This is a genomic window from Brevundimonas sp. AVps23W (genome assembly GCF_058681395.1).
Map to the genome: position 1 here is coordinate 1,455,983 of NZ_CM178738.1, position 19,660 is coordinate 1,475,642.

The window sequence follows — 19,660 nt, forward strand, 5'->3', positions numbered from 1 at the left end:
AGTGGGTGCAGTATGCAAAAGAGTGCAATTGGGTGGTCGTGGTCGGATGCGGCGGTCTCCAAGGCGCCCAGGGGGCAGGGATGGCCATTGTAAGCGAGTTGAATGGGGTGGTGGGTTGAGGGTTGCTTTAGAAAGTCAAGTGATTGAAATCACGCCATAAATATTCATAAATTGGGATGGCTGGCCAACGTCGTCCCTTCTCCCATGGGGAGAAGGTGGCCCGAAGGGCCGGATGAGGGACAGGCGGTGGGCCAGCCCGCACCACCGTACCCCTCACCCTTGCGCGCCAGAACGACGGCTGCGCCGCCGTGCGCTCAAGCCCTCTCCCGGTGGGAGAGGGAAGTCCGTGGGCGTCAGAGCATTTTCTTACGCGCCGCAAACGCCTAAATGCGCCCCATGACCCACTATACCGACAACCTCAGCCAGCTCGGCGCCCAGACCGCCGCCCCGACCAGCCCCGAGACGGCCGTGCTGGAGCGGGTGCCGAACCCCCATGCGGATACGCTGTATCTGGCCCGGTTCACGGCGCCCGAGTTCACCAGCCTGTGCCCGGTGACGGGCCAGCCGGACTTCGCACACATCGTCATCGACTATGCGCCGGGCGACTGGCTGGTCGAGTCCAAGAGCCTGAAACTGTACCTGACCAGTTTCCGCAACCACGGCGCCTTCCACGAGGACTGCACGGTGGCCATCGGCCGGCGGCTGGCGGACCTGCTGGAACCCAAATGGCTTAGGATCGGTGGGTATTGGTATCCGCGCGGCGGCATTCCGATCGACGTCTTCTGGCAGACGGGCGTGGCGCCGGAGGGGCTGTGGCTGCCGGATCAGGGCGTGCCGACCTATCGCGGGCGGGGGTGAGGGCTTGCGTCCTTCTCCCCTTGCGGGAGAAGGTGGCCGAGCGGAGCGAGGTCGGATGAGGGGTTTTTCGGTCTTGCCGCCTGTCTTGCTATTCGCGTCGAGGTTTGTGTGACCCCTCATCCGTCGGCCTGCGGCCGCCACCTTCTCCCGCAAGGGGAGAAGGAATGAGTCATCGCCTTCCGCTGGAAGCCTGGGGCCGTCGTCTTCTCACGCGGACCGAGACCTGGGCCGACGCGTCTCGCCCGCGTCGCTACGCCTACGAATTCCTCTGGTTCGGGCTGAAACAGGGGTGGGCGTGTCTGTTCGGGGGGCTGATGTTGGTGCTGATCGTCGGCACCTTCCTGTGGTGGCCGGATGGCGCGCCGATCTCGCGGTATGATTTTCTGGTGGTCGGGGCGGTGCTGATCCAGGCGGCCATGCTGGCCTTCCGGCTGGAGAGCTGGGAGGAGGCGCGGGTGATCTTCCTGTTCCATGTGGCGGGGACGGTCATGGAGCTGTTCAAGACGGCGCATGGGTCGTGGGTCTATCCGGAGGACAGTCTGCTGCGGATCGGCGCCGTGCCGTTGTTCTCGGGCTTCATGTATGCGGCGGTGGGCAGCTATATCGCGCGGGTGCAGCGGATCTTTCATATCCGGGTACGGGCCTATCCGCCGCTGTGGACGACCTGGGTGCTGGCGGCGGCCGTCTATGTGAACTTCTTCGCCCATCACTGGCTGCGGGACGTGCGGATCGCGCTGTTTGCGGCGACCGTGCTGCTGTTCGGGCGGGGGTGGTTCTATTTCACGGCGGACCGGCGCAGGCGGTCGATGCCGCTGCTGCTGGGCTATGGGCTGGTGGCCCTGTTCATCTGGTTCGCCGAGAACCTGGGCACCCTGGCGCGGGCCTGGACCTATCCGGGGCAGGAGACGGGGTGGGAGATGGTGTCCCTGGGCAAGCTGGGCGCCTGGTTCCTGCTGATGATTATTTCAGTGGTGCTGGTGTCGCTGGTCCACCGGCCGGAGGAAGAGCCTAGGGCAGGCGCGTGACCTTGGCGGCCATGTCCGGGCGGGGGCGTTCCAGGGCGGGCTCGGTCAGGGTTCCGATATGGATGAAGCCGGCGACGGTCTCGCCTTCGGTCAGGCCGAACAGGGCCGTGGCCTGGGGATCATAGCTGTACCAGTCGGTGATCCAGCTGGAGGAGAAGCCGAAGGCGCCCGCCGCGTGTTCCAGGTTCATGCAGACGGCGCCGGCCGACAGCTGTTGCTCCCAGACCGGCTTTGCGTCGGGAACTGGGGTCGAAACGACCAGGATGGTGACGGGGGCGGCGGTCAGCTTGGCCAGGACCGCCTGGTCCTTGGCCGGCTTGTCGCGGGCTTCGGCCAGGACAGCCAGTTTTTCGGCGATCTGGGCGCGGCTTTGCGGGCCGAGCACGACGAACCGCCAGGGGAAGAGCTTGCCGTGATCCGGGGTGCGGGCGCCCAGGATCAGGATCTGGTCCAGCTCGGCCTCCGTCGGGCCGGGGGCGCTCAGGGCCTGGGCCGGGGCGGAGCGGCGTGTGGCCAGCCGGTCGCGCAGCTCCTGCGAGGGGGCCGGGGCGGGCAGGGGCGCGTTTAAGGGGATCATGGGCAAGGAGATCATGGGCAAGTCGGTCATGCGGTCTAGCTAGGCTTTCGTCCTCGCCTTCGCCATAGGTGAGCCATGAGCAATTCCGACGAACCGAAATGGGCCGCAGGTCTGGCGAAACCGCCGGCCTGGCGCAGCGACGGAACCGAGGTTGTGTTCGACAGTCCGTGGTTGAGCCTGACGCGGCATCCGGCCACGGCGCCGACGGGCCACGCGGCCGACTACGCCGTCGTGCGGTTCAAGAATGTCGGGACCGGCGTCCTGCCGGTGCATGACGACGGCACGGTGGTGCTGGTGGGCCAGCAGAGGTTCGCCCTGGGCAACTATTCCTGGGAAATGCCCGAAGGCGGGGCGCCCCTGGACGAGGATCCGTTCGACGGGGTCCGGCGCGAACTGGCCGAGGAGGCGGGGCTGGAGGCCGCGCACTGGGCGCCGGCCCTGTCGGTCGAGATGTCCAACTCCATTACCGACGAGATCGGCAAGACCTGGATCGCCTGGGGGCTGAGCCCCGCGCCTGTCGCGCCGGACCCGACGGAGATCATCGCCGTGGTGCGGGTTCCGTTCCTGGATCTGCTCGACGAGATCGGGCGCGGGACGGTGCGCGACAGCCTGACGGTGGCGACGGCCTACAAGGCCTATCATATGGCGTTGAACGGGGAACTGCCTCCGGCGCTGGCGCAGGCCATGCTGGGGCGGGTATGATGTCGCCGAAGGAGCCCGGCATGGCCAAGCTTGAAATCGTCGCGGAAACCGACAGCGTGTGGCGCCAGCTGCGCGCCTCGGCCGAGGCCGCCTCGCGCGAGGAGCCCCAGCTGGGCTCGCAGATGAATGCGGTGATCCTGTCGCACGACGACTTAGCCGGCGCCCTCAGCTTCCAGATCGCGCGCAAACTGGCCGACGGGGAAATGAGCGCCATGTCGGTGCGCGAGGTCTGCCTGTCCGCCTTCATCGCCGATCCGGCCATGGTCGCAGCGGCTGAGGCCGATCTTCAGGCCGTGGCCGAGCGCGACCCGGCGATCCGCAACCTGTTGCAGCCCTTCCTGTATTTCAAAGGCTTCCAGGCGCTACAGGCCTGGCGCGTGGCCCATTGGCTGTGGGGGCAGGGGCGCGAAACCCTGGCCTTCCATTTCCAGAGCCGGATCTCCGAACTGTTCCAGCTGGACATCCATCCGGCGGCGCGGCTGGGCCAGGGGCTGTTCCTGGACCACGGCACCGGCATCGTCATCGGCGAGACGGCGGTGGTCGGCGACGACGTGTCGATGCTGCACAACGTCACCCTGGGCGGCACGGGGGCCGAACGCGGCGACCGACACCCCAAGATCGGCAAGGGCGTCCTGCTGGGCGCCGGGGCCAAGGTGCTGGGCAATATCCACGTCGGCGACTACGCCAAGGTGGCCTCGGGCTCGGTGGTGCTGAAGCCTGTGCCGTCGGGCTGCACCGTGGCGGGGGTGCCGGCGCGGCTGGTTAACTGCCCCACCGGGGCCGAGCCGGCGCGGACCATGGACCATACGCTGGCGGACGTGGTGTACGACTTCGTGATCTGACGGGTTTCCCTGAAGCCCCGACTTCTCTAGGGTCCGCCGCCAACCCAAGACCATGAGGCCCCCCGTGAAAGACACCGACCTGAAGCGCATCGAGGCCCACCTCAAGCGCACCTTCAACACCGGCGGCATCATCGTGAAGGCCCGTCCCAAGCAGAACGACTCGGCCGAGGTCTATGTCGGCGACGAGTTCATCGGCATCGTCTTTGAGGACGAGGACGAGGAAGGCTCGTTCATGTTCGAAATGGCGATCCTGGCCGAAGACCTGCCGGAATAGGCTGTCGTCCCCTTCGTGATCGTCCGGCCCAGACCGGGCGATCACGCACGACCGCGGGCGGGGCCTCTAGAGCATGGCTCGCTTTGACGGAATCGGGATTCCCAAGTTTGCGGTGATCTGATTCAACATCCGTGCTGGATGGGAGGCCAGCCCGGATGACGGCTCCTTATTCGATGGATCTTCGTGAGCGAGCGTTGGCGCGTAAGGCGGAGGGCGAGACACACCGGGAGATCGCGGCGGCGCTTCGGATCAGTCCGTCTTGCGTGTCCAAGTGGACGAAGCGAGTTGGAGAGACAGGTTCGGTGGCGCCGGGCCAGGTCGGCGGCCACAAGCCTCGCACGCTGTCAGGAGACTGCGCCGAATGGCTGCGCACCCGCATCGCCTCAGGGCCGTTCACGCTCAGAGGACTGACGGCCGAACTTGCCGCGCGCGGGATCAAGACCGGCCCTCGAGCGGTGTGGGTGTTCGTGCACGCTGAAGGACTGAGCTTCAAAAAAAACACTGCTGCCTGAGGAGCAGGCCCGGCCTGACGTCGCGCGCCGCCGCGCACGCTGGAAGGCGCATCAGGGGCGGATCGACCCGTCGCGACTGGTGTTCCTGGACGAGACCTGGGTCAAGACCAACATGGCGCCCTTGCGCGGCTGGGGGCCGAGGGGGCGACGCTTGAAGGGCCACTCGCCCTTCGGTCACTGGAAAACCCTGACCTTCATCGCCGCCCTGCGCCATGACCGGATCGACGCGCCCTGGGTTATCGATGGTCCGATCAACGGTGCGATCTTCCTCGTCTACATCGAGAAAATACTGGCTCCGACCCTGTCGCCTGGCGACGTCGTCGTCCTCGACAACCTCGGCAGTCACAAGGGCAAGGCCGCCCGCGCCGCTGTCAGGGCCAAAGGCGCACACATGATCTTCCTGCCCCCTTACTCCCCCGACCTGAACCCCATCGAACAGGTCTTCGCCAAGCTCAAACACCTCATGCGCAACGCCCAGCCCAGAACCATTGAAGCCACGTGGCGAAAGGCCGGAGAGATCATCAATCTCTTCAGCCCCGCCGAATGTGCGAACTACCTCGTCAACTCAGGATACGGTTCCGTGTGAAGGAATCACGCTCTAGAGCCAGCCTGCCGCTTTCAGCACGGGGCCATGGGTCCGGCTGACCGGCGCCGTCAGGCCGCCGACGAGGCGTATTTCGCCCGTCCCACGCCGCCAGCGCACCTCTTCCACAGCCTCGGCCGCCACCCACCACGAACGGTGAACGCGCCATCCGTGCGCCCGCGCCAGTTCGTCCAGCGCATCGGCGAACCGCAGGGTGATCAACTCGGCGCCCGCATCGGTATGGACCCGCAGATAATGGTCGTGCGCCTCGATGGCGATCAGTCGGGCGCCGCGGCGTCTGGCCGACAGTCTGCGCCGGAAGACCGCCTCGGCCTCGGGCAGGGGAGGGACGACGAGGGTGCGCGTCTCTACCCGCGTGGGAAGCTTGCGCCAGACCAGGGCACGGACCGCCATGGCCGCCAGCATGATGGGCCAGACCTGCCAGAGCAGCGGCAGATAGATCGACCAGCGCTGCTCAGCGAACATCAGATGCTGGGTCACGACAACGAACAGGGTCACCAGCGGGGTGGCGAGCGCCGAGGTAAGGAAAACCCGTCTCCACAGGACGGGCAGCCGCCGGCCCAGGCTCTCGTCCACCGCGACGGCGATCAGCCCGCCGCCCAGCATACAGGTCAGCCAATAGGCGTAGCGGGGCGCGATGGGGGCATTGTCCGAGTCGAACGGGCCGAGAAACCCGAGCAGCAGCCCCATGGCGGCGAGCATGAGGACGTCGACGGCCCAGCGTCGTGCGGACTTCGCCCCGATGATGGTCTTCGCCCTGTGGCCCATGCCGTCCCGTTCGCGCACCCACGGCGCCGTTCGCGAATTCGGGCCTAGCGAGCCGGCGGCGGCGCGGCAATGGCGTTGGGCGAGAACCAACCCTGATCGGAACACCCATGTCGCATTCGTGGCTCATCGCCGCCCTGACCCTCACCGTTTCCGCCGTCGCCATTCCAGCTCTGGCCCAGGCGCCGGGGGCCGACGTCGATGCGCGACCCGATCCGGCCGTGGTCTGTCATGTGGGCGTCTATCGGCTGGACGACGGCAGTTGGGTGGACGTCGCACCGTTGGCGGACAAGGGGCTGCGGTGGCGTCGGTTGGACGGATCGACGGCCAGGATGGTCGTGGGTTCAGATGGGCGCTGGGTCAGCACCCTGGGATCGACCGCCCGCGTCGAAGGCCCGCAGCCGCAGCTCGGTTCCTGCGATGAGGGACGGATCGTCTTCGAGGGCCAGACCGGTCGCCGGCTGGTGCAGGACGTGCGCGAAACGACCTTCGTCGGGCAAGGCGGGACGCGCCTGGTGGGGCGGCTGATCCTTCCGCCGGGCGACGGGCCGGTCCCCATCATGGTCGAGGTGCATGGGTCGGAAGGCGCCAATGCGCTGGACTTCAACGCCTTCCAGCGGTTCGCCCCAGCCGAGGGCGTGGGCGTTTTCGTCTACGCCAAGCGGGGGTCGGGCGGGTCGGAGGGGCGTTACACCCAGGACTTCCATGTGCTGGCCGAGGACGCCGCCGCCGCCGTGGTCGAGGCCCGTCGGCTGGCGGGGACGCGGGCGGGCCGGGTCGGCCTGCACGGCGCCAGCCAGGGCGGCTGGGTCGCGCCGCTGGCCGCCAGCCTGACGCCAGTGGACTTCGTCACCGTGGGCTTCGGCCTGGCCTATGGCGCGTTGGCGGAGGACAGCGACCAGGTGATGCTGGACCTGAAGGCCAAGGGCTGGAACACCGATGTGCTGGACCAGGCGCGCGAGATCACCGATGTGACCGGGGCCTTCATCGCCTCGCGCGGGGCGGTCGGCTTTGACGGTCTGGAGGCCGTGCGGGCCAGGTATCGCGCCCAGCCCTGGTTCGGCGACATCAGGGGCGAGTTCACCGGCCTGTTGCTGAACACGCCGAACGAACAGATCGTCGCCATGGCCCCGGTGCTCGATGTCGGAACCTCGTGGGACTACGACCCGCTGCCGGTGCTGAGCCGCCTTGACGCGCCCATGCTGTGGATCCAGGCGGAGGACGACACCGGCGCGCCGCCCGAAGCCACGCGCCAGAGGCTGATCGACCTGGCGGCCCAGGGGCGGCCGGTCACCCTGTTGGAATATCCGGCCACCGACCACGGCATCGTCCGGTTCGAGACAGCGGCGGACGGCAAGCGCACCGCGATCGGCTATGCGCCCGGCTACTACCAGGCTGTGCTGGATTGGGCGCGGACGGGGCGGTTGGGCGGCGTTTATGGCGATGGGCGTCTGCTGGCGACGCCCAGGCCGTGAAATGCGGTTCGGGATCGCCCTGCGACATCGTGCGTGGGGCCATCCTGAGAACGTTCTCAAAAATGGCTTGACGGGTCGCGGCGTCCCGTCCCTAATCCGCGCCGAAGGGCGGCGGATCGATCGCTCGGGAGCAGACGCACAGTGTGAAGGGTCGGAACGTCGTCGTTCCGCCGCGCCTGTCCGCCTGTCTTCCGATCCGTCAGACGCACGCCTCCTGGTTCATCCTGCGAGGAAAATCCGATGCGCGCGACTGTGTCCCTGATGGTGCTGGCCCTGGCCGTAGGCGGCGGCGCCCCGGCCTTTGCTCAGACGGTGGCGGTTCCCGAGGCCTCGCGGGCCAATCCGGCGCTGTGGCCCCATGCCGCGACCCCGGCGGCGATCAGCGACGCGCGGACCGAGGCCTTCGTCACCGAACTGATGGCCAGGATGACGCTGGAGGAGAAGGTCGGTCAGCTGATCCAGGCCGACATCGCCTCGATTACGCCGGATGACCTGAAGACCTATCCACTGGGCTCGATCCTGGCGGGCGGCAGCTCGGGTCCGTGGGGCGACGACAAGGCGTCGGCGCAGAAATGGCTGGACCTGGCCCGCGCCTTCCGCGCCGCCAACGAAGCGCGCGGCGGCACGACCATCCCGCTGATCTACGGCATCGACGCGGTGCACGGGCACAACAACGTCCCCGGCGCGACCATCTTTCCGCACAACATCGGCCTGGGCGCCGCGCGTGATCCGGACCTGATCCGGCGCATCGGGGCGGCGACGGCGCTGGAGGTGGCGGTGACAGGGGCGGAGTGGACCTTCGGCCCGACCCTGGCCGTGCCGCGCGACGACCGCTGGGGCCGGTCCTATGAGGGCTATGCCGAGGACCCGGAGGTTCAGCGGTCCTATGCCGGGCCGATGACCCTGGGGCTTCAGGGCGAGCTGCAGCCGGGGCGGCCGCTGTCGCCCGGCCATATCGCCGGATCGGCCAAACACTTCCTGGCCGATGGCGGCACCTTCGAGGGCGAGGACCAGGGCGATTTCCGGGGGACGGAGCAGGAGCTGATCGACGTCCATCTGGGCGGCTATGTCCAGGCCATCGACGCCGGCGTGCTGTCGATCATGGCCAGCTTCTCGGGTTGGAACGGGTTCAAACATTCCGGCAACCCAACCCTGCTGACCGACGTGCTGCGCGGGCCGCTGGGGTTCAAGGGCTTTGTGGTGTCCGACTGGAACGCCCATGGGCAACTGCCGGGCTGCACCAATGAGAGCTGCGCCCTGGCGGTGAACGCGGGCATCGACATGCTGATGGCGCCCGACAGCTGGAAGCCGCTGTACGCCTCGACTTTGGCCCAGGCCAAGTCGGGCGAGATCCCGATGACGCGGGTGGACGAGGCGGTGCGCCGCATCCTGGTCGCCAAGGTCAAGACCGGCCTGTTCGAGCCGACGCGGCCGATGGAGGGCCGGTTCGAGGAACTGGCCTCGCCGGCGCACCGCGCCCTGGCGCGCGAGGCGGTGCGTAAGTCTCTGGTGCTGCTGAAGAACGACGGCGTCCTGCCGGTGCGGGCCAATGCAAGGGTGCTGGTGGCGGGGACGGCGGCTGACGACATTGGCCAGGCCTCGGGCGGCTGGACCCTGAGCTGGCAGGGGACGGGCAATTCCAACGCCGACTTCCCGCAGGGCCAGTCGATCTGGGGCGGGATCGAAGAGGCGGTCAAGGCCGGGGGCGGAACCGCGACCCTGAGCGCGGACGGGAGCTTCACCGACAAGCCGGACGTCGCCATCGTCGTCTTCGGCGAGACCCCCTATGCCGAGTTCCAGGGCGATGTGGACAATCTGGACTATGTGCCCAGCGCGCCGCTGGAGACGCTTCAGCGGCTGAAGGCGGCGGGGGTGCCGACCGTGTCGGTCTTCCTGTCGGGACGGCCGATGTGGACCAACCCTGAGATCAATGCGTCGGACGCCTTTGTGGCGGCCTGGCTGCCGGGGACCGAGGGCGGCGGGGTCGCCGACCTGCTGGTGGGCGGGGCCGACGGCAAGCCGCGCCAGGACTTCACCGGCAAGCTGTCGTTCAGTTGGCCCAAGGATGCGACGGGGGCGCCGTTGAACCACGGCCAGCCCGGCTATGATCCGCAGTTCGCCTATGGCTATGGCCTCAGCTACGCGGCGCCGGCGACGGTGGGAATGCTGTCGGAGGAGAGCGGGGTCTCGGCCCAGGCGACCAATCTGGACCGCTACTTCGTCGATGGCCGGTTCGTCTCACCCTGGAGCCTGCTGCTGAACGACGCGGGCGGGCAGACCCGACCCGGCACGGCCAAGACGGCGTCCAGCCCGCGTAGCGGCGTGGCCTCGCGCCCGGTCGATGACCTGGCCCAGGAAAGCGGCCAGCAGTTCGCCTTCGCCGGCGCCAGCGTCGCCAGCGTCGAGATCTGGGGCACCCCGGTCGATCTGACGCGTCAGGCCAATGGCGCGGTGGCCCTGGGCTTCCGCTACCGCGTGGACGTCGCGCCGAGCGCGCCGGTGGCCTTCAAGCTGGGCGGCGGAGCCATCGACCTGACCGGCCTGCTGCGCTCGGCCCCGGTCGGCCAATGGCGCGAGGCCCGCATCCCCCTGACCTGTTTCCGCACCGACGGCGGGGATCTGTCGAAGGTCGAGATTCCGTTCCACATGGCGACCAGCGGGACGCTGACGGTGTCGGTGTCGGAGATCAAGCTGGACTCCAGCCAGACCGAAACGCGCTGCCCGGCGTGAGGGATGGCGGCGGTCGCAAGGCCGCCGCGGCGAAGGGATTAGATTTTCAAAGACCGCACTGCGATGATGGCACGGTTTTGAGGCGTGGTAGGTCGATTGCCGTTTGGGCTTATCAAGCCATTGAAAAATCGGGGCCTCGACCGAGAAATTGGGGGATTCGAGTTCTTTCTCGCTGCGCTCCATGAGGACGATGCGGACGTCAGCTGAGGGTGGGGAGCGGACGTCGCCGCCTACGCCTCCACCATCGTGATGTCCCTAATCCGTTCACGGGTTGCGCGCTTCTCGAAGATCGCAATGCGCGCGCCAGTGGGCTTGCATCGCACGATGGCGACGGTCGCGCCCCGCTCTGACAGGAAGCGTCGAAGCCGCTTGCTGTTTCTTCGCCCCCAAACACCGACGTAGCGAATAAATAGGCCACGGCGATAGACCACATGCCCACTGAACGCGGCGGAGATTTCCTTTGGCGACATGAACGCTTTCAAAGCTTCACGCTCAACGATGCACACGTGCGTGTCGCCTTCTGGACTGAAAGCCCGATCTCGGAAGGAATAAGCCGTAAGCGGTGCCATGCGTGGCAGGTTGATCGTCAAGGCAAACGTCTGCAATGGGTCGGTTTGCGAAATAGGCATTGAGGCCGGAACCGGACGTTGACGGGTTTGGTCCATCAGCGGACGCCGGAAGGTTCAGCTTCGGGTGATGGGGTGGACGCCCCCCGACGGCATCGATGTGCCAGAGTGAGGGTGTTGAACAACACTCGAAGGAGGCGTCCATGGGACAGGTTAGCACTGTTGGTCTGGATCTCGCCAAGAGCATCTTTCAAGCGCATGGCGCGGATGCTGGGGGCGAGGTGGTGTTTCGCAAGAAGTTGGGGCGAGGACGTTTGCTGGCGTTCTTTGCAGGCCTTCGCCCCTGTGTCGTGGCGATGGAGGCCTGCGCGGGCGCCCATCACTGGGGTCGAGAGCTGACCCGCCAGGGTCATACAGTCCGGCTGATCCCGCCGGTCTACGTAAAGCCGTTCGTGAAGCGGCAGAAGAACGACATGGCCGACGCCGAGGCGATCTGTGAGGCGGCGCAACGGCCCAGCATGAGGTTCGTGCCGCTCAAGCCGGAAGAGCAGCAGGCCAGCAGCGTCGTGTTTCGTGCTCGGGACCTGCTGGTGCGTCAGCGCACCCAGACGATCAACGCCCTGCGTGGCCATCTGGCGGAGTACGGCTGGATCGTTCCCAAAGGCGTGCCGCACGTCGAGCGCCTGATCGCACGCGTCGAGGATCCGGCCGAAGCGCTTCCGCCCGCCGCGCGCACCATTTTGCTGGTTCTGGTCTCGACCCTGCGAACGCTCGACCAGCAGATCGCTGTGCTCGACGCGGAGATCGCCTCGCGCGCCAGGCATGATCCGGTCGCACGTCGATTGATGACCATCCCGGGGATCGGTCCGATCACGGCGACGGCTCTGGTCGCCCTCGCTCCCTCCCATGAAGCCTTCAAGAGCGGGCGCCACTTCGCCGCCTGGCTGGGCCTCACGCCGCGACAGCGATCCACCGGTGGCCAGCAAAAGCTCGGTGCGATCACCAAAATGGGCGAGCGAACACTTCGACGGCTTCTGACCATCGGGGCCAGCGCCGTCATAAAACAGGCCGCCATCCGAGGCGCGCCGGCAGGGTCATGGCTCGACCAGATGCTGGCGCGAAAGCCGAAGATGCTGGTCATCGTCGCATTGGCCAACAAGAACGCCCGCATCGTCTGGGCGCTCATGGCCAAGGGCGATGTCTACCGAGCTCCGGGCGTGCAGGCCTAGCCAGCACGAACGCGAGACGTCGAAGCGTAGGATGAGCGAAGGAGCATATGGCGCGACAGTCGGCGAGACGGGATCAGGAAAACCAGGGCTTTCCACCGTGCCTCGAGCACGCTTTGGGTGATTTGGACCGGATCCGCGAACTCCCATATAGGCCAGCGACGGTACGCCGCCGCAGTACAGGCCGGACAGATGGCAGCATCCGACTACGTGTCAGAAACTCTCGGATTCACTCTTGCGCTGAAGGGGGCGTCCACAGATGGAAAGTGGACCTTTGGGCTCGTAAGCTTACGCCCCAACGAGGATGGCGACGATGCCCAAAGTTCAGCTTACGCGGGACGTTCTAGCCAACATGACCTACATCACTTTGCCGGGCCATCCCGGAAGAGGCACTGCTGGATGCGTCGCGCAATCCGTGCCTCTTGATCAGATCATGCCTGAGTATAAGGGCGTAGATCTAATCCTAGACTTCGACGCGGACGGATGTCTGATCGGAATCGAGGTCTTCGCCGCATAGTCCGTCGAATGTCCGCAACGGGTCGGGAACAGAAATTGAAGCCTGTCCGGAATGCAGACTTTGGACCACAGTGCCCGGTGGCAAACCTTTCGGACTTCAGAGAGGGGTGATGGGGTGGACGCCCCCCGACGGCATCGATGTGCCAGAGTGAGGGTGTTGAACAACACTCGAAGGAGGCGTCCATGGGACAGGTTAGCACTGTTGGTCTGGATCTCGCCAAGAGCATCTTTCAAGCGCATGGCGCGGATGCTGGGGGCGAGGTGGTGTTTCGCAAGAAGTTGGGGCGAGGACGTTTGCTGGCGTTCTTTGCAGGCCTTCGCCCCTGTGTCGTGGCGATGGAGGCCTGCGCGGGCGCCCATCACTGGGGTCGAGAGCTGACCCGCCAGGGTCATACAGTCCGGCTGATCCCGCCGGTCTACGTAAAGCCGTTCGTGAAGCGGCAGAAGAACGACATGGCCGACGCCGAGGCGATCTGTGAGGCGGCGCAACGGCCCAGCATGAGGTTCGTGCCGCTCAAGCCGGAAGAGCAGCAGGCCAGCAGCGTCGTGTTTCGTGCTCGGGACCTGCTGGTGCGTCAGCGCACCCAGACGATCAACGCCCTGCGTGGCCATCTGGCGGAGTACGGCTGGATCGTTCCCAAAGGCGTGCCGCACGTCGAGCGCCTGATCGCACGCGTCGAGGATCCGGCCGAAGCGCTTCCGCCCGCCGCGCGCACCATTTTGCTGGTTCTGGTCTCGACCCTGCGAACGCTCGACCAGCAGATCGCTGTGCTCGACGCGGAGATCGCCTCGCGCGCCAGGCATGATCCGGTCGCACGTCGATTGATGACCATCCCGGGGATCGGTCCGATCACGGCGACGGCTCTGGTCGCCCTCGCTCCCTCCCATGAAGCCTTCAAGAGCGGGCGCCACTTCGCCGCCTGGCTGGGCCTCACGCCGCGACAGCGATCCACCGGTGGCCAGCAAAAGCTCGGTGCGATCACCAAAATGGGCGAGCGAACACTTCGACGGCTTCTGACCATCGGGGCCAGCGCCGTCATAAAACAGGCCGCCATCCGAGGCGCGCCGGCAGGGTCATGGCTCGACCAGATGCTGGCGCGAAAGCCGAAGATGCTGGTCATCGTCGCATTGGCCAACAAGAACGCCCGCATCGTCTGGGCGCTCATGGCCAAGGGCGATGTCTACCGAGCTCCGGGCGTGCAGGCCTAGCCAGCACGAACGCGAGACGTCGAAGCGTAGGATGAGCGAAGGAGCATATGGCGCGACAGTCGGCGAGACGGGATCAGGAAAACCAGGGCTTTCCACCGTGCCTCGAGCACGCTTTGGGTGATTTGGACCGGATCCGCGAACTCCCATATAGGCCAGCGACGGTACGCCGCCGCAGTACAGGCCGGACAGATGGCAGCATCCGACTACGTGTCAGAAACTCTCGGATTCACTCTTGCGCTGAAGGGGGCGTCCACAGATGGAAAGCGGACCTTGGCAGGAGAAGACGTTTAGGTCCCCCCGTGCGCCTTGAGGTGACTCAGGTGCCAAGTGGCAAGTAGCTGGGCACCGTCGCCTTCGCCGAGGGCATTGAGCAATTGATTTGCACGTTCGATGTAGCTGGAACACCATTCCTGCCCGACTTCATCGTAGAGCGCGATTGCCTGGGCCAAGTGGAGGCGCGCCGAAGCGATATGACCTTGGATCGCGGCCAACACTCCTCGTTCAAAACTTAGGTGATGCGCCGAAGCCCACTGCTCCTCTCCAAGCAGGGCCGAGAATCCATCGAGTGTTCGGGCCCGGTCGAAGTAGGGAAGAGCCTGCGCCTCTATGGAAGCGAGGATCACGTGGGCCGATCTTTGGGCTTCCTCCACTGTCAGCGATGGTAGCCAGAGATCGCCTCCGTCCACGTCACGTTTGAGGCAGAAACCCGGCTGCAAAACCCGATATTCGTTGGCGGCGATCAAGTTCACGCTGGCCGTGACGCAGAACTCGCGGCCGCCCCAACCCGATACCTGAAAATAGAGGCTCTGGGCCAAGCCGTTCTCGATCCGGACAAGGTCGCGCTTGCGGGCACGCCGAAAGCCCAGCGGCTTAAGCACTGGACTCAAGACTTTGGTTACCGCCCTGGCGAGTTCGTCCGGCACGAGCTTTAGATTGCCTGTATCCATTGCAGGCCGCAACGTCCGTTTTGGGTCGAGGCCGTGTAAGAACGAGCGGAGCCGGCTCGAATAGGATCAGGCATTCAGGCGCAGAGCGCCTTCGCTCAACCGAAGACCCGCCACGCCACGCGCCGCCCTACGACCGGGGCCGCCGCGCTTCGAAGACCTCGAACTTTTCGCCCACGTCGATGTCCAGCGCTTTGGCCCGGTCCAGGTCGTCCTGCCCGCCCGTGTCGCCCAGGGCCAGGCGGGCCAGGCCGCGGCCGTAGAGGGAGGCGGGGAGGTTGGGGAGGGTGACGAGGACTTGGTCGTAGGCGGTCTTGGCCTCGTCGAACCGGCCCAGGTGGAGCAGGACCATGGCGCGGCTGTCCACGAAGGCGGCGACGCCCGCATCGGCGGCGATGTCGCAGTCGGCCAGGGCCTGGTCCAGGTCGAAGCCGCTGATGGCCTGGCCCCAGCAGACGTCGTTCATCAGCCCGGGATCGCCGCCGGCCAGCCGGCGCATGGCGTCGAAGTCCGACCGGGCGCCGGCGGCGTCGCCCAGGGCGGCGCGCGCTTCACCGCGCAGGGACAGAAGGCCGAAGTTGTCGGGGGAGGCCGCCAGGCCGGCGTCGAGCGCGAGCAGGGCCTCACGCAGGCGTCCGTCGGCCTTGCCTAGGGTGATCAACCGATCCAGGGCCGCATAGCTTTCGGGCGTGTCTTCCAGCTTGGCGGCGATCTGGGTGCGGGCCTCTTCGGCGCGACCCAGGCGACCCAGGGCCCGCGCCTCGCCCCACAGGCCGCTGTCGTCATCCGGGCTTGCGGTTTTCAGGGAGCGGTAGTCGCCAAGCGACCGGTCGAACCGGCCCAGTTGGTAGTAGGCCTCTCCACGACCGGACAGGGCGCTGGTCTGAGTCGGATCCAGGCGCAGGGCCACGGTGAAGCTGACGACGGCGTCGGGGTATCGCCCCTCGACCAGGGCGACCCGGCCCTGACCCACGGCGGCGTCGACATCGGCCGGGTCCAGATCGACGGCATGGTCATAGTCGGCCCGGGCGCCGGCGTAGTCTCTCTCGTACAGGCGCACCTCCGCTCGTTTGCGGCGCGCCTCTGCGTTGTCGGGTTCGGCGGTCACGGCCGTGTCCAGCAGGGCCAAGGCGCCTTCCGCGTCGCCGCTCTTGCTGAGGTTTTCTGCCCGTTCGATCAGCTCGGCGACATCGTCGTCGCCCGGGGCCAGACGGGCGCGGTCAGCGGCTGTGGCCTGATAGCCGGCGGGCGCGCGCAGGCGCAGCACCGTGTCGACCATAGCCTTGGCGCGGGTGCGGGCCTGGGCCATGTCTTCGGCCGTGATCTCTGGTGTCAGGCTGGTGATGGTCCGCACAGCCTCGACGACGCCGTCATTCAGGCTGGCCTGACGAGACACCCGGTAGCCGCCGCCTTCCACCGTCTGGTCGCCGCCTTCCAGCCTGAAGCCCTCGCCGCCGTTGGGCAGGAGGACGCGCACGGTGGTGCGGTTCATATAGGGGTGGGAAACGGCGTAGGGCTGGTCCTTGTATTGGGCCAGCAGGCCCGTGCGTTCGTCCTCATGGGAGATGAAGACGGAGACCTCGGGCAGGCCCATGACGCGTCCGCCGCCGACGCCGTTGACCCAGGTCATCCGGATCTTACCGCCGATCAAGATGTGGAAGACGTTGGAGTCGTCGTCGTAGCGGGTGTCGACGGTTTCGACCTTCACGGCGTCGTTCTTGTCTTCGACGGAGGCGGTCATGGCGGTTTGCAGTTGCTCGCGCGTGACGGCGCTCATCTGGCGGCGCATCTGCAGGGCGGCGCCGCCATAATAGGCCAGGTCCATGGTGAAGGGCGCTTGGGCGTCCAGCCCGGCGGTGGCGTCCAGGGTTGTCGTGGTCTCGAAACCCGGCGTCTTAAGCAGCGGCTGGACGATGGGCTCGAAGGCGGCCCCTTGCGCCTTGATCGGCAGGGCCCAGCGATAATCGGGCGGGGTCAGGTCCTCAAGCGTCCGGTCGCCGCTGGAGGCGCCGTCCATCCAGTAAGGTTTCCCGTCGATGACGGCCCGGACGAGAACGTGGTCGAACCAGACCATGGCGGGCAGCCGCTCAGGCAGGCCGTCGCCGTCTTCGGTGCTGACGAGGACCGCTTCAGCCTCGATGCCCAGGCCGTGCAGCAGGGCGAGCAGGAGCACGGTCTTGCCCTTGCAGTCGCCGTAGCGGCTGCGCCAGACCTCGTCGGCTGCGGTGGGCACATAGCCGCCTTCGCCCATGGATAGGGCCAGGTAGCGCACCTCGTCCTGGACCAGACGAAGGGCGGCTGCGGCGCGCGCTTCAGGCGTGGCCTGGGCGGCGCGGATTTCCTCGATCAGCGCCGTGAGGGGCGAGCCCGCCTCCAGAGTCGAGGCGCGTTCATACAGGGGCGCCATAAGGGCGGAAGGGGCGCTCCAGTCGGCGAAGTCCGTGAACTGAACGATGCGCGGCAGCCTGAAGCGGCCGGGCAGGTCGTCCGGCAGCCTGACCGGCGCAAGGTCGCGCGCGTCGATTTCGAAGACCTGGCTTCCGCCGATCCGCCGCGGGTGGATATCGGCCCAAGGTTCGGCGGCCTCGACCCTGAGCGGGCTGCCGACGGGCCAGCTGGCGCGCAGGCGATAGTGATCGATCTTCAGGCCAGAGTTGGCGTTGACGAGGTCTTCCTGGTGTGGGGCGAGCACGCCGCCCGTGTCGTGAATGGTGAAGGCGGTCTCCAGAATGTCGCCGACCCGCAGGTCGCGCGGCTGGAGGGTGGCGGTCAGGCGGCCGTCCAGCATCGAGGATTCCAGATTGTTCTCGCGCTGGATGATCTGGAAGCTTTGATCCTGAAGCACGTCGATGACTTGATCGCCGCGCAGGATGCGCACGGCGTGAACCTGAACCGTTTCGGACGACGGGTCCCAGGTCGCGGTCACATTGTTGAGGTTCGAGAGGCCCTGGGCGGTCTGCACCAGGGAGCGACGGCCGTAGTAGATATGCACGCCGTCGGCGTCGAAGTGGACCTGATCGTCGACGGAAAGAACCCGAATGGGAGCGTCGTCAGTGACCGCAGGCCGGGGCGCGGGCGACGAGGCGACGACCCAGACCGGCGCCGGCGCCCGCTCGACTTCCTGCGCCCAGGTCGGCGCCGCAGCCGAAATCACCCACGCGGCCGCAGCCGCCATCAACAACCGTCTCATGCCCAAATCCCCCTGGTCGTCCGATGCCTAGCACGACGACCGCCGTGCGCCATAGACCCCAGGTTTCATTCAGGAGTCTCTGACCAACATCGATCAGGCGAGGGGCGCGATCACCCCGCGTCGGCGATGAAGGTCAGGGTGTGGGTGTAGCTGCGGTAGGGGGTGGGGGCGCCGGCCGGGGCGGCGGTGCGATAGCGGACCTGGGTCATATAGGCGCCGGGGGTCGAGACGCGCAGGGTCAGGATCCCCGAGGCGTCGGTGGCGGTTTCGGCCTCGATCTTCTTGCCGTCGTACTGGCCGGCTTCGCGGAAGACGGTGACGGGGGCGTTGGCCAGGGGCTGGCCGTCGAACAGCAGGCGGAAGCTCGCGTCCTCGCCGGCGACGATCTCGTTCGGCTGGATCAGGGGCTGGAGTTCAAGGCCCTGGCCGGTGGGCTTCAGCGCCGCGTCGTCGGGGGCGCCGCGCACCACATAGACCTCGGCGACAGTGATGCTCTGGACATCGACCAGTTCGGCGCCGGGCGGGGGCGGCGTGTCTTCCTCGCCGACCATCTTCCAGCCGGAGGAGGTGTTGTACATCTTGGCCGCGCGGCCGGCGCGGGGGCCGGACGACAGGCGGTAGAGGCCGTCTACCGGCGTCGGCACCTCGAACACCGCCAGGTCGCGCAGATAGGTGACGGCGCTGATCGGCGTGTCGCCATTGGGGCCGACCACGTGGAAGCTGTCGGAGCGCATGACCACCTCGGCGTTGAAGACATCCTCGGTGAAGGCGGCCTCGACCGTGACATGGTCGCGCCGACCGGCGTCGAACAGGTTCGGCCGCAGATAGGGGGAGTGGGCCTGGGCCGCGCCCGCGCTCCAGACGGCCAGGATGGAGGCCAGCAGGCCGGCGTGGATAGTGGGTCGAGTCATGGGGGCGTCCTCCGCTTTCGGGCGGGGACATTATTTATGTGCGAACGATTTGCAAGAGCAATCGGTGGGGCGTGCGCTGATCTCCTTCGTCTCAGGGATTGTCCCTAGGATCCATACGCCCGGTTTTGGCCGTGGCGCACTCTGCGGACGCACCGGGAGTCTGGATCCTCGCCACAAGGGCAAGGATGACGGTCTTGGGGTCGGCGGTCGGTCTAGCTTTTGGCGCGGTCGCGGGCAGGCTCTGCGGTGTGCGGAAGCGGCGACGACGTCTTCAGTCGCCAGTCGAGACCGGCATGATGGACATTTTCAGCGCGTCGCCGCCCTCGTCGTCGATGGAGATCTCGGCCATTTCACCGCGCATGAAGGTCAGACGGGGAGCGGCAATTTGCTTCTCGTTACGGGCCAGATTGGCCTCCACCATCATCTGGGCGGCGCTGCCGTCGCCCTGGGCGGTGAACAGATTGGCTTCGAACTCGTAGGTGATGTCGCCAAGAGTTGCTGAGACGCTGGCCGGAGCGCCCTCGAGGATCTGCGTGTGCGTCGAGATTACCTCGACGCCCTTGCGAAGGACCGAGACGTCTAGACGATAATGCTGCGGGTCAGCGTCTTGGGCGAAGGCCGGCGCAGCGGTCAGCAGGGCTAAGGCGGTAACGGCGGTGCGGATCATAGGGCGGCTCCCTCAGGTTGCACGGAGCGTCGATGGATTCTCGTTTTAGGAATAGGGGCGAATCTTT

17 protein-coding genes are annotated in these 19,660 nt (G+C 66.7%); 10 read left to right on the plus strand and 7 right to left on the minus strand.

Annotation, left to right across the window (positions count from 1 at the left end):
- Positions 1 to 396 precede the first annotated feature (396 nt).
- Positions 397 to 858 (plus strand): preQ(1) synthase, encoded by a 462-nt coding sequence (gene queF / locus ACW177_RS07240; RefSeq protein WP_287927318.1) that lies wholly within the window; start codon positions 397 to 399, stop codon positions 856 to 858.
- Between the two features lie 164 nt (positions 859 to 1,022).
- Positions 1,023 to 1,883, plus strand: coding sequence for a DUF817 domain-containing protein (locus tag ACW177_RS07245; protein WP_492027905.1), 861 nt, complete (start codon positions 1,023 to 1,025; stop codon positions 1,881 to 1,883).
- Here ACW177_RS07245 and ACW177_RS07250 read toward each other — a convergent pair.
- Positions 1,867 to 2,460: a nitroreductase family protein gene (locus ACW177_RS07250; RefSeq protein ID WP_492027906.1), complete on the minus strand. Its 594-nt coding sequence runs from the start codon at positions 2,458 to 2,460 to the stop codon at positions 1,867 to 1,869. The two genes, ACW177_RS07245 and ACW177_RS07250, sit on opposite strands and share 17 nt — an antisense overlap.
- 75 nt (positions 2,461 to 2,535) lie before the next feature.
- Here ACW177_RS07250 and ACW177_RS07255 point away from each other — a divergent pair, with 75 nt between their 5' ends.
- From ACW177_RS07255 to ACW177_RS07270, 4 genes are all read left to right on the plus strand, one after another.
- The gene (locus ACW177_RS07255; RefSeq protein WP_492027907.1) at positions 2,536 to 3,162 is read left to right on the plus strand and encodes an NUDIX domain-containing protein; all 627 of its coding nucleotides are present in this window, start codon (positions 2,536 to 2,538) and stop codon (positions 3,160 to 3,162) included.
- A 20-nt stretch (positions 3,163 to 3,182) separates the two neighbouring features.
- On the plus strand, positions 3,183 to 4,004 hold the full coding sequence (cysE, locus tag ACW177_RS07260) for a serine O-acetyltransferase (RefSeq protein WP_492027908.1): 822 nt from the start codon (positions 3,183 to 3,185) through the stop codon (positions 4,002 to 4,004).
- Positions 4,005 to 4,056: 52 nt separating this feature from the next.
- Positions 4,057 to 4,278, plus strand: coding sequence for a DUF3126 family protein (locus ACW177_RS07265; RefSeq protein WP_040349403.1), 222 nt, complete (start codon positions 4,057 to 4,059; stop codon positions 4,276 to 4,278).
- Positions 4,279 to 4,433: 155 nt separating this feature from the next.
- Positions 4,434 to 5,376 (plus strand): IS630 family transposase gene (locus ACW177_RS07270; RefSeq protein ID WP_267515012.1). Its coding sequence is split into 2 segments (ribosomal slippage): positions 4,434 to 4,769 and positions 4,771 to 5,376, totalling 942 coding nucleotides; the frame shifts between segments, so codons are not numbered across the junction.
- A gap of 12 nt (positions 5,377 to 5,388) precedes the next feature.
- On the opposite strand, the gene ACW177_RS07275 is transcribed toward ACW177_RS07270, so the two are convergent.
- Complete coding sequence (locus ACW177_RS07275) at positions 5,389 to 6,180, minus strand: LytTR family DNA-binding domain-containing protein (RefSeq protein ID WP_492027909.1); 792 nt, start codon at positions 6,178 to 6,180, stop codon at positions 5,389 to 5,391.
- 89 nt (positions 6,181 to 6,269) lie between these two features.
- On the opposite strand from ACW177_RS07275, the gene ACW177_RS07280 reads away from it, so the two are divergent.
- Positions 6,270 to 7,634 (plus strand): alpha/beta hydrolase family protein, encoded by a 1,365-nt coding sequence (locus tag ACW177_RS07280; RefSeq protein WP_492027910.1) that lies wholly within the window; start codon positions 6,270 to 6,272, stop codon positions 7,632 to 7,634.
- A 240-nt stretch (positions 7,635 to 7,874) separates the two neighbouring features.
- Positions 7,875 to 10,364: a glycoside hydrolase family 3 protein gene (locus ACW177_RS07285; RefSeq protein ID WP_492027911.1), complete on the plus strand. Its 2,490-nt coding sequence runs from the start codon at positions 7,875 to 7,877 to the stop codon at positions 10,362 to 10,364.
- 230 nt (positions 10,365 to 10,594) lie between these two features.
- Here the strand turns inward: ACW177_RS07285 and ACW177_RS07290 are convergent, their stop codons facing one another.
- Positions 10,595 to 11,029, minus strand: a complete 435-nt coding sequence (locus tag ACW177_RS07290; RefSeq protein WP_492027912.1) for an RNA-binding protein — start codon at positions 11,027 to 11,029, stop codon at positions 10,595 to 10,597.
- Positions 11,030 to 11,133: 104 nt separating this feature from the next.
- On the opposite strand from ACW177_RS07290, the gene ACW177_RS07295 reads away from it, so the two are divergent.
- Both ACW177_RS07295 and ACW177_RS07300 read left to right on the plus strand, forming a co-directional pair.
- On the plus strand, positions 11,134 to 12,159 hold the full coding sequence (locus ACW177_RS07295; protein ID WP_492027913.1) for an IS110 family RNA-guided transposase: 1,026 nt from the start codon (positions 11,134 to 11,136) through the stop codon (positions 12,157 to 12,159).
- A 696-nt stretch (positions 12,160 to 12,855) separates the two neighbouring features.
- Complete coding sequence (locus ACW177_RS07300) at positions 12,856 to 13,881, plus strand: IS110 family RNA-guided transposase (RefSeq protein ID WP_492027913.1); 1,026 nt, start codon at positions 12,856 to 12,858, stop codon at positions 13,879 to 13,881.
- Between the two features lie 287 nt (positions 13,882 to 14,168).
- Here ACW177_RS07300 and ACW177_RS07305 read toward each other — a convergent pair whose 3' ends face one another.
- From ACW177_RS07305 to ACW177_RS07320, 4 genes are all read right to left on the minus strand, one after another.
- A complete protein-coding gene (locus ACW177_RS07305) occupies positions 14,169 to 14,828 on the minus strand; it encodes a DUF4304 domain-containing protein (protein ID WP_492027914.1) in 660 nt (219 codons plus the stop codon).
- A 127-nt stretch (positions 14,829 to 14,955) separates the two neighbouring features.
- Positions 14,956 to 18,015 carry a DUF3857 domain-containing protein gene (locus tag ACW177_RS07310; protein WP_492027915.1) on the minus strand — a complete coding sequence of 1,020 codons (3,060 nt, stop codon included), beginning with the start codon at positions 18,013 to 18,015 and terminating at the stop codon, positions 14,956 to 14,958.
- Between the two features lie 110 nt (positions 18,016 to 18,125).
- Entirely contained in the window at positions 18,126 to 18,926 is an 801-nt protein-coding gene (locus tag ACW177_RS07315; RefSeq protein WP_492027916.1) for a DUF4198 domain-containing protein, read from the minus strand.
- Positions 18,927 to 19,197: 271 nt separating this feature from the next.
- Entirely contained in the window at positions 19,198 to 19,593 is a 396-nt protein-coding gene (locus ACW177_RS07320) for a hypothetical protein (protein WP_492027917.1), read from the minus strand.
- Positions 19,594 to 19,660 lie beyond the last annotated feature (67 nt).

Bases quoted from the DNA above. Each gene is read 5' to 3' on its own strand.
- ACW177_RS07285 (WP_492027911.1), top strand. From the start codon at position 7,875: ATGCGCGCGACTGTGTCCCTGATGGTGCTGGCCCTGGCCGTAGGCGGC.
- ACW177_RS07320 (WP_492027917.1), bottom strand. From the start codon at position 19,593: ATGATCCGCACCGCCGTTACCGCCTTAGCCCTGCTGACCGCTGCGCCG.
- ACW177_RS07290 (WP_492027912.1), bottom strand. From the start codon at position 11,029: ATGGACCAAACCCGTCAACGTCCGGTTCCGGCCTCAATGCCTATTTCG.
- ACW177_RS07315 (WP_492027916.1), bottom strand. From the start codon at position 18,926: ATGACTCGACCCACTATCCACGCCGGCCTGCTGGCCTCCATCCTGGCC.
- queF (WP_287927318.1), top strand. From the start codon at position 397: ATGACCCACTATACCGACAACCTCAGCCAGCTCGGCGCCCAGACCGCC.
- ACW177_RS07250 (WP_492027906.1), bottom strand. From the start codon at position 2,460: ATGATCCCCTTAAACGCGCCCCTGCCCGCCCCGGCCCCCTCGCAGGAG.
- ACW177_RS07255 (WP_492027907.1), top strand. From the start codon at position 2,536: ATGAGCAATTCCGACGAACCGAAATGGGCCGCAGGTCTGGCGAAACCG.
- ACW177_RS07305 (WP_492027914.1), bottom strand. From the start codon at position 14,828: ATGGATACAGGCAATCTAAAGCTCGTGCCGGACGAACTCGCCAGGGCG.
- ACW177_RS07295 (WP_492027913.1), top strand. From the start codon at position 11,134: ATGGGACAGGTTAGCACTGTTGGTCTGGATCTCGCCAAGAGCATCTTT.
- cysE (WP_492027908.1), top strand. From the start codon at position 3,183: ATGGCCAAGCTTGAAATCGTCGCGGAAACCGACAGCGTGTGGCGCCAG.
- ACW177_RS07310 (WP_492027915.1), bottom strand. From the start codon at position 18,015: ATGAGACGGTTGTTGATGGCGGCTGCGGCCGCGTGGGTGATTTCGGCT.
- ACW177_RS07245 (WP_492027905.1), top strand. From the start codon at position 1,023: ATGAGTCATCGCCTTCCGCTGGAAGCCTGGGGCCGTCGTCTTCTCACG.
- ACW177_RS07300 (WP_492027913.1), top strand. From the start codon at position 12,856: ATGGGACAGGTTAGCACTGTTGGTCTGGATCTCGCCAAGAGCATCTTT.
- ACW177_RS07280 (WP_492027910.1), top strand. From the start codon at position 6,270: ATGTCGCATTCGTGGCTCATCGCCGCCCTGACCCTCACCGTTTCCGCC.
- ACW177_RS07265 (WP_040349403.1), top strand. From the start codon at position 4,057: ATGAGGCCCCCCGTGAAAGACACCGACCTGAAGCGCATCGAGGCCCAC.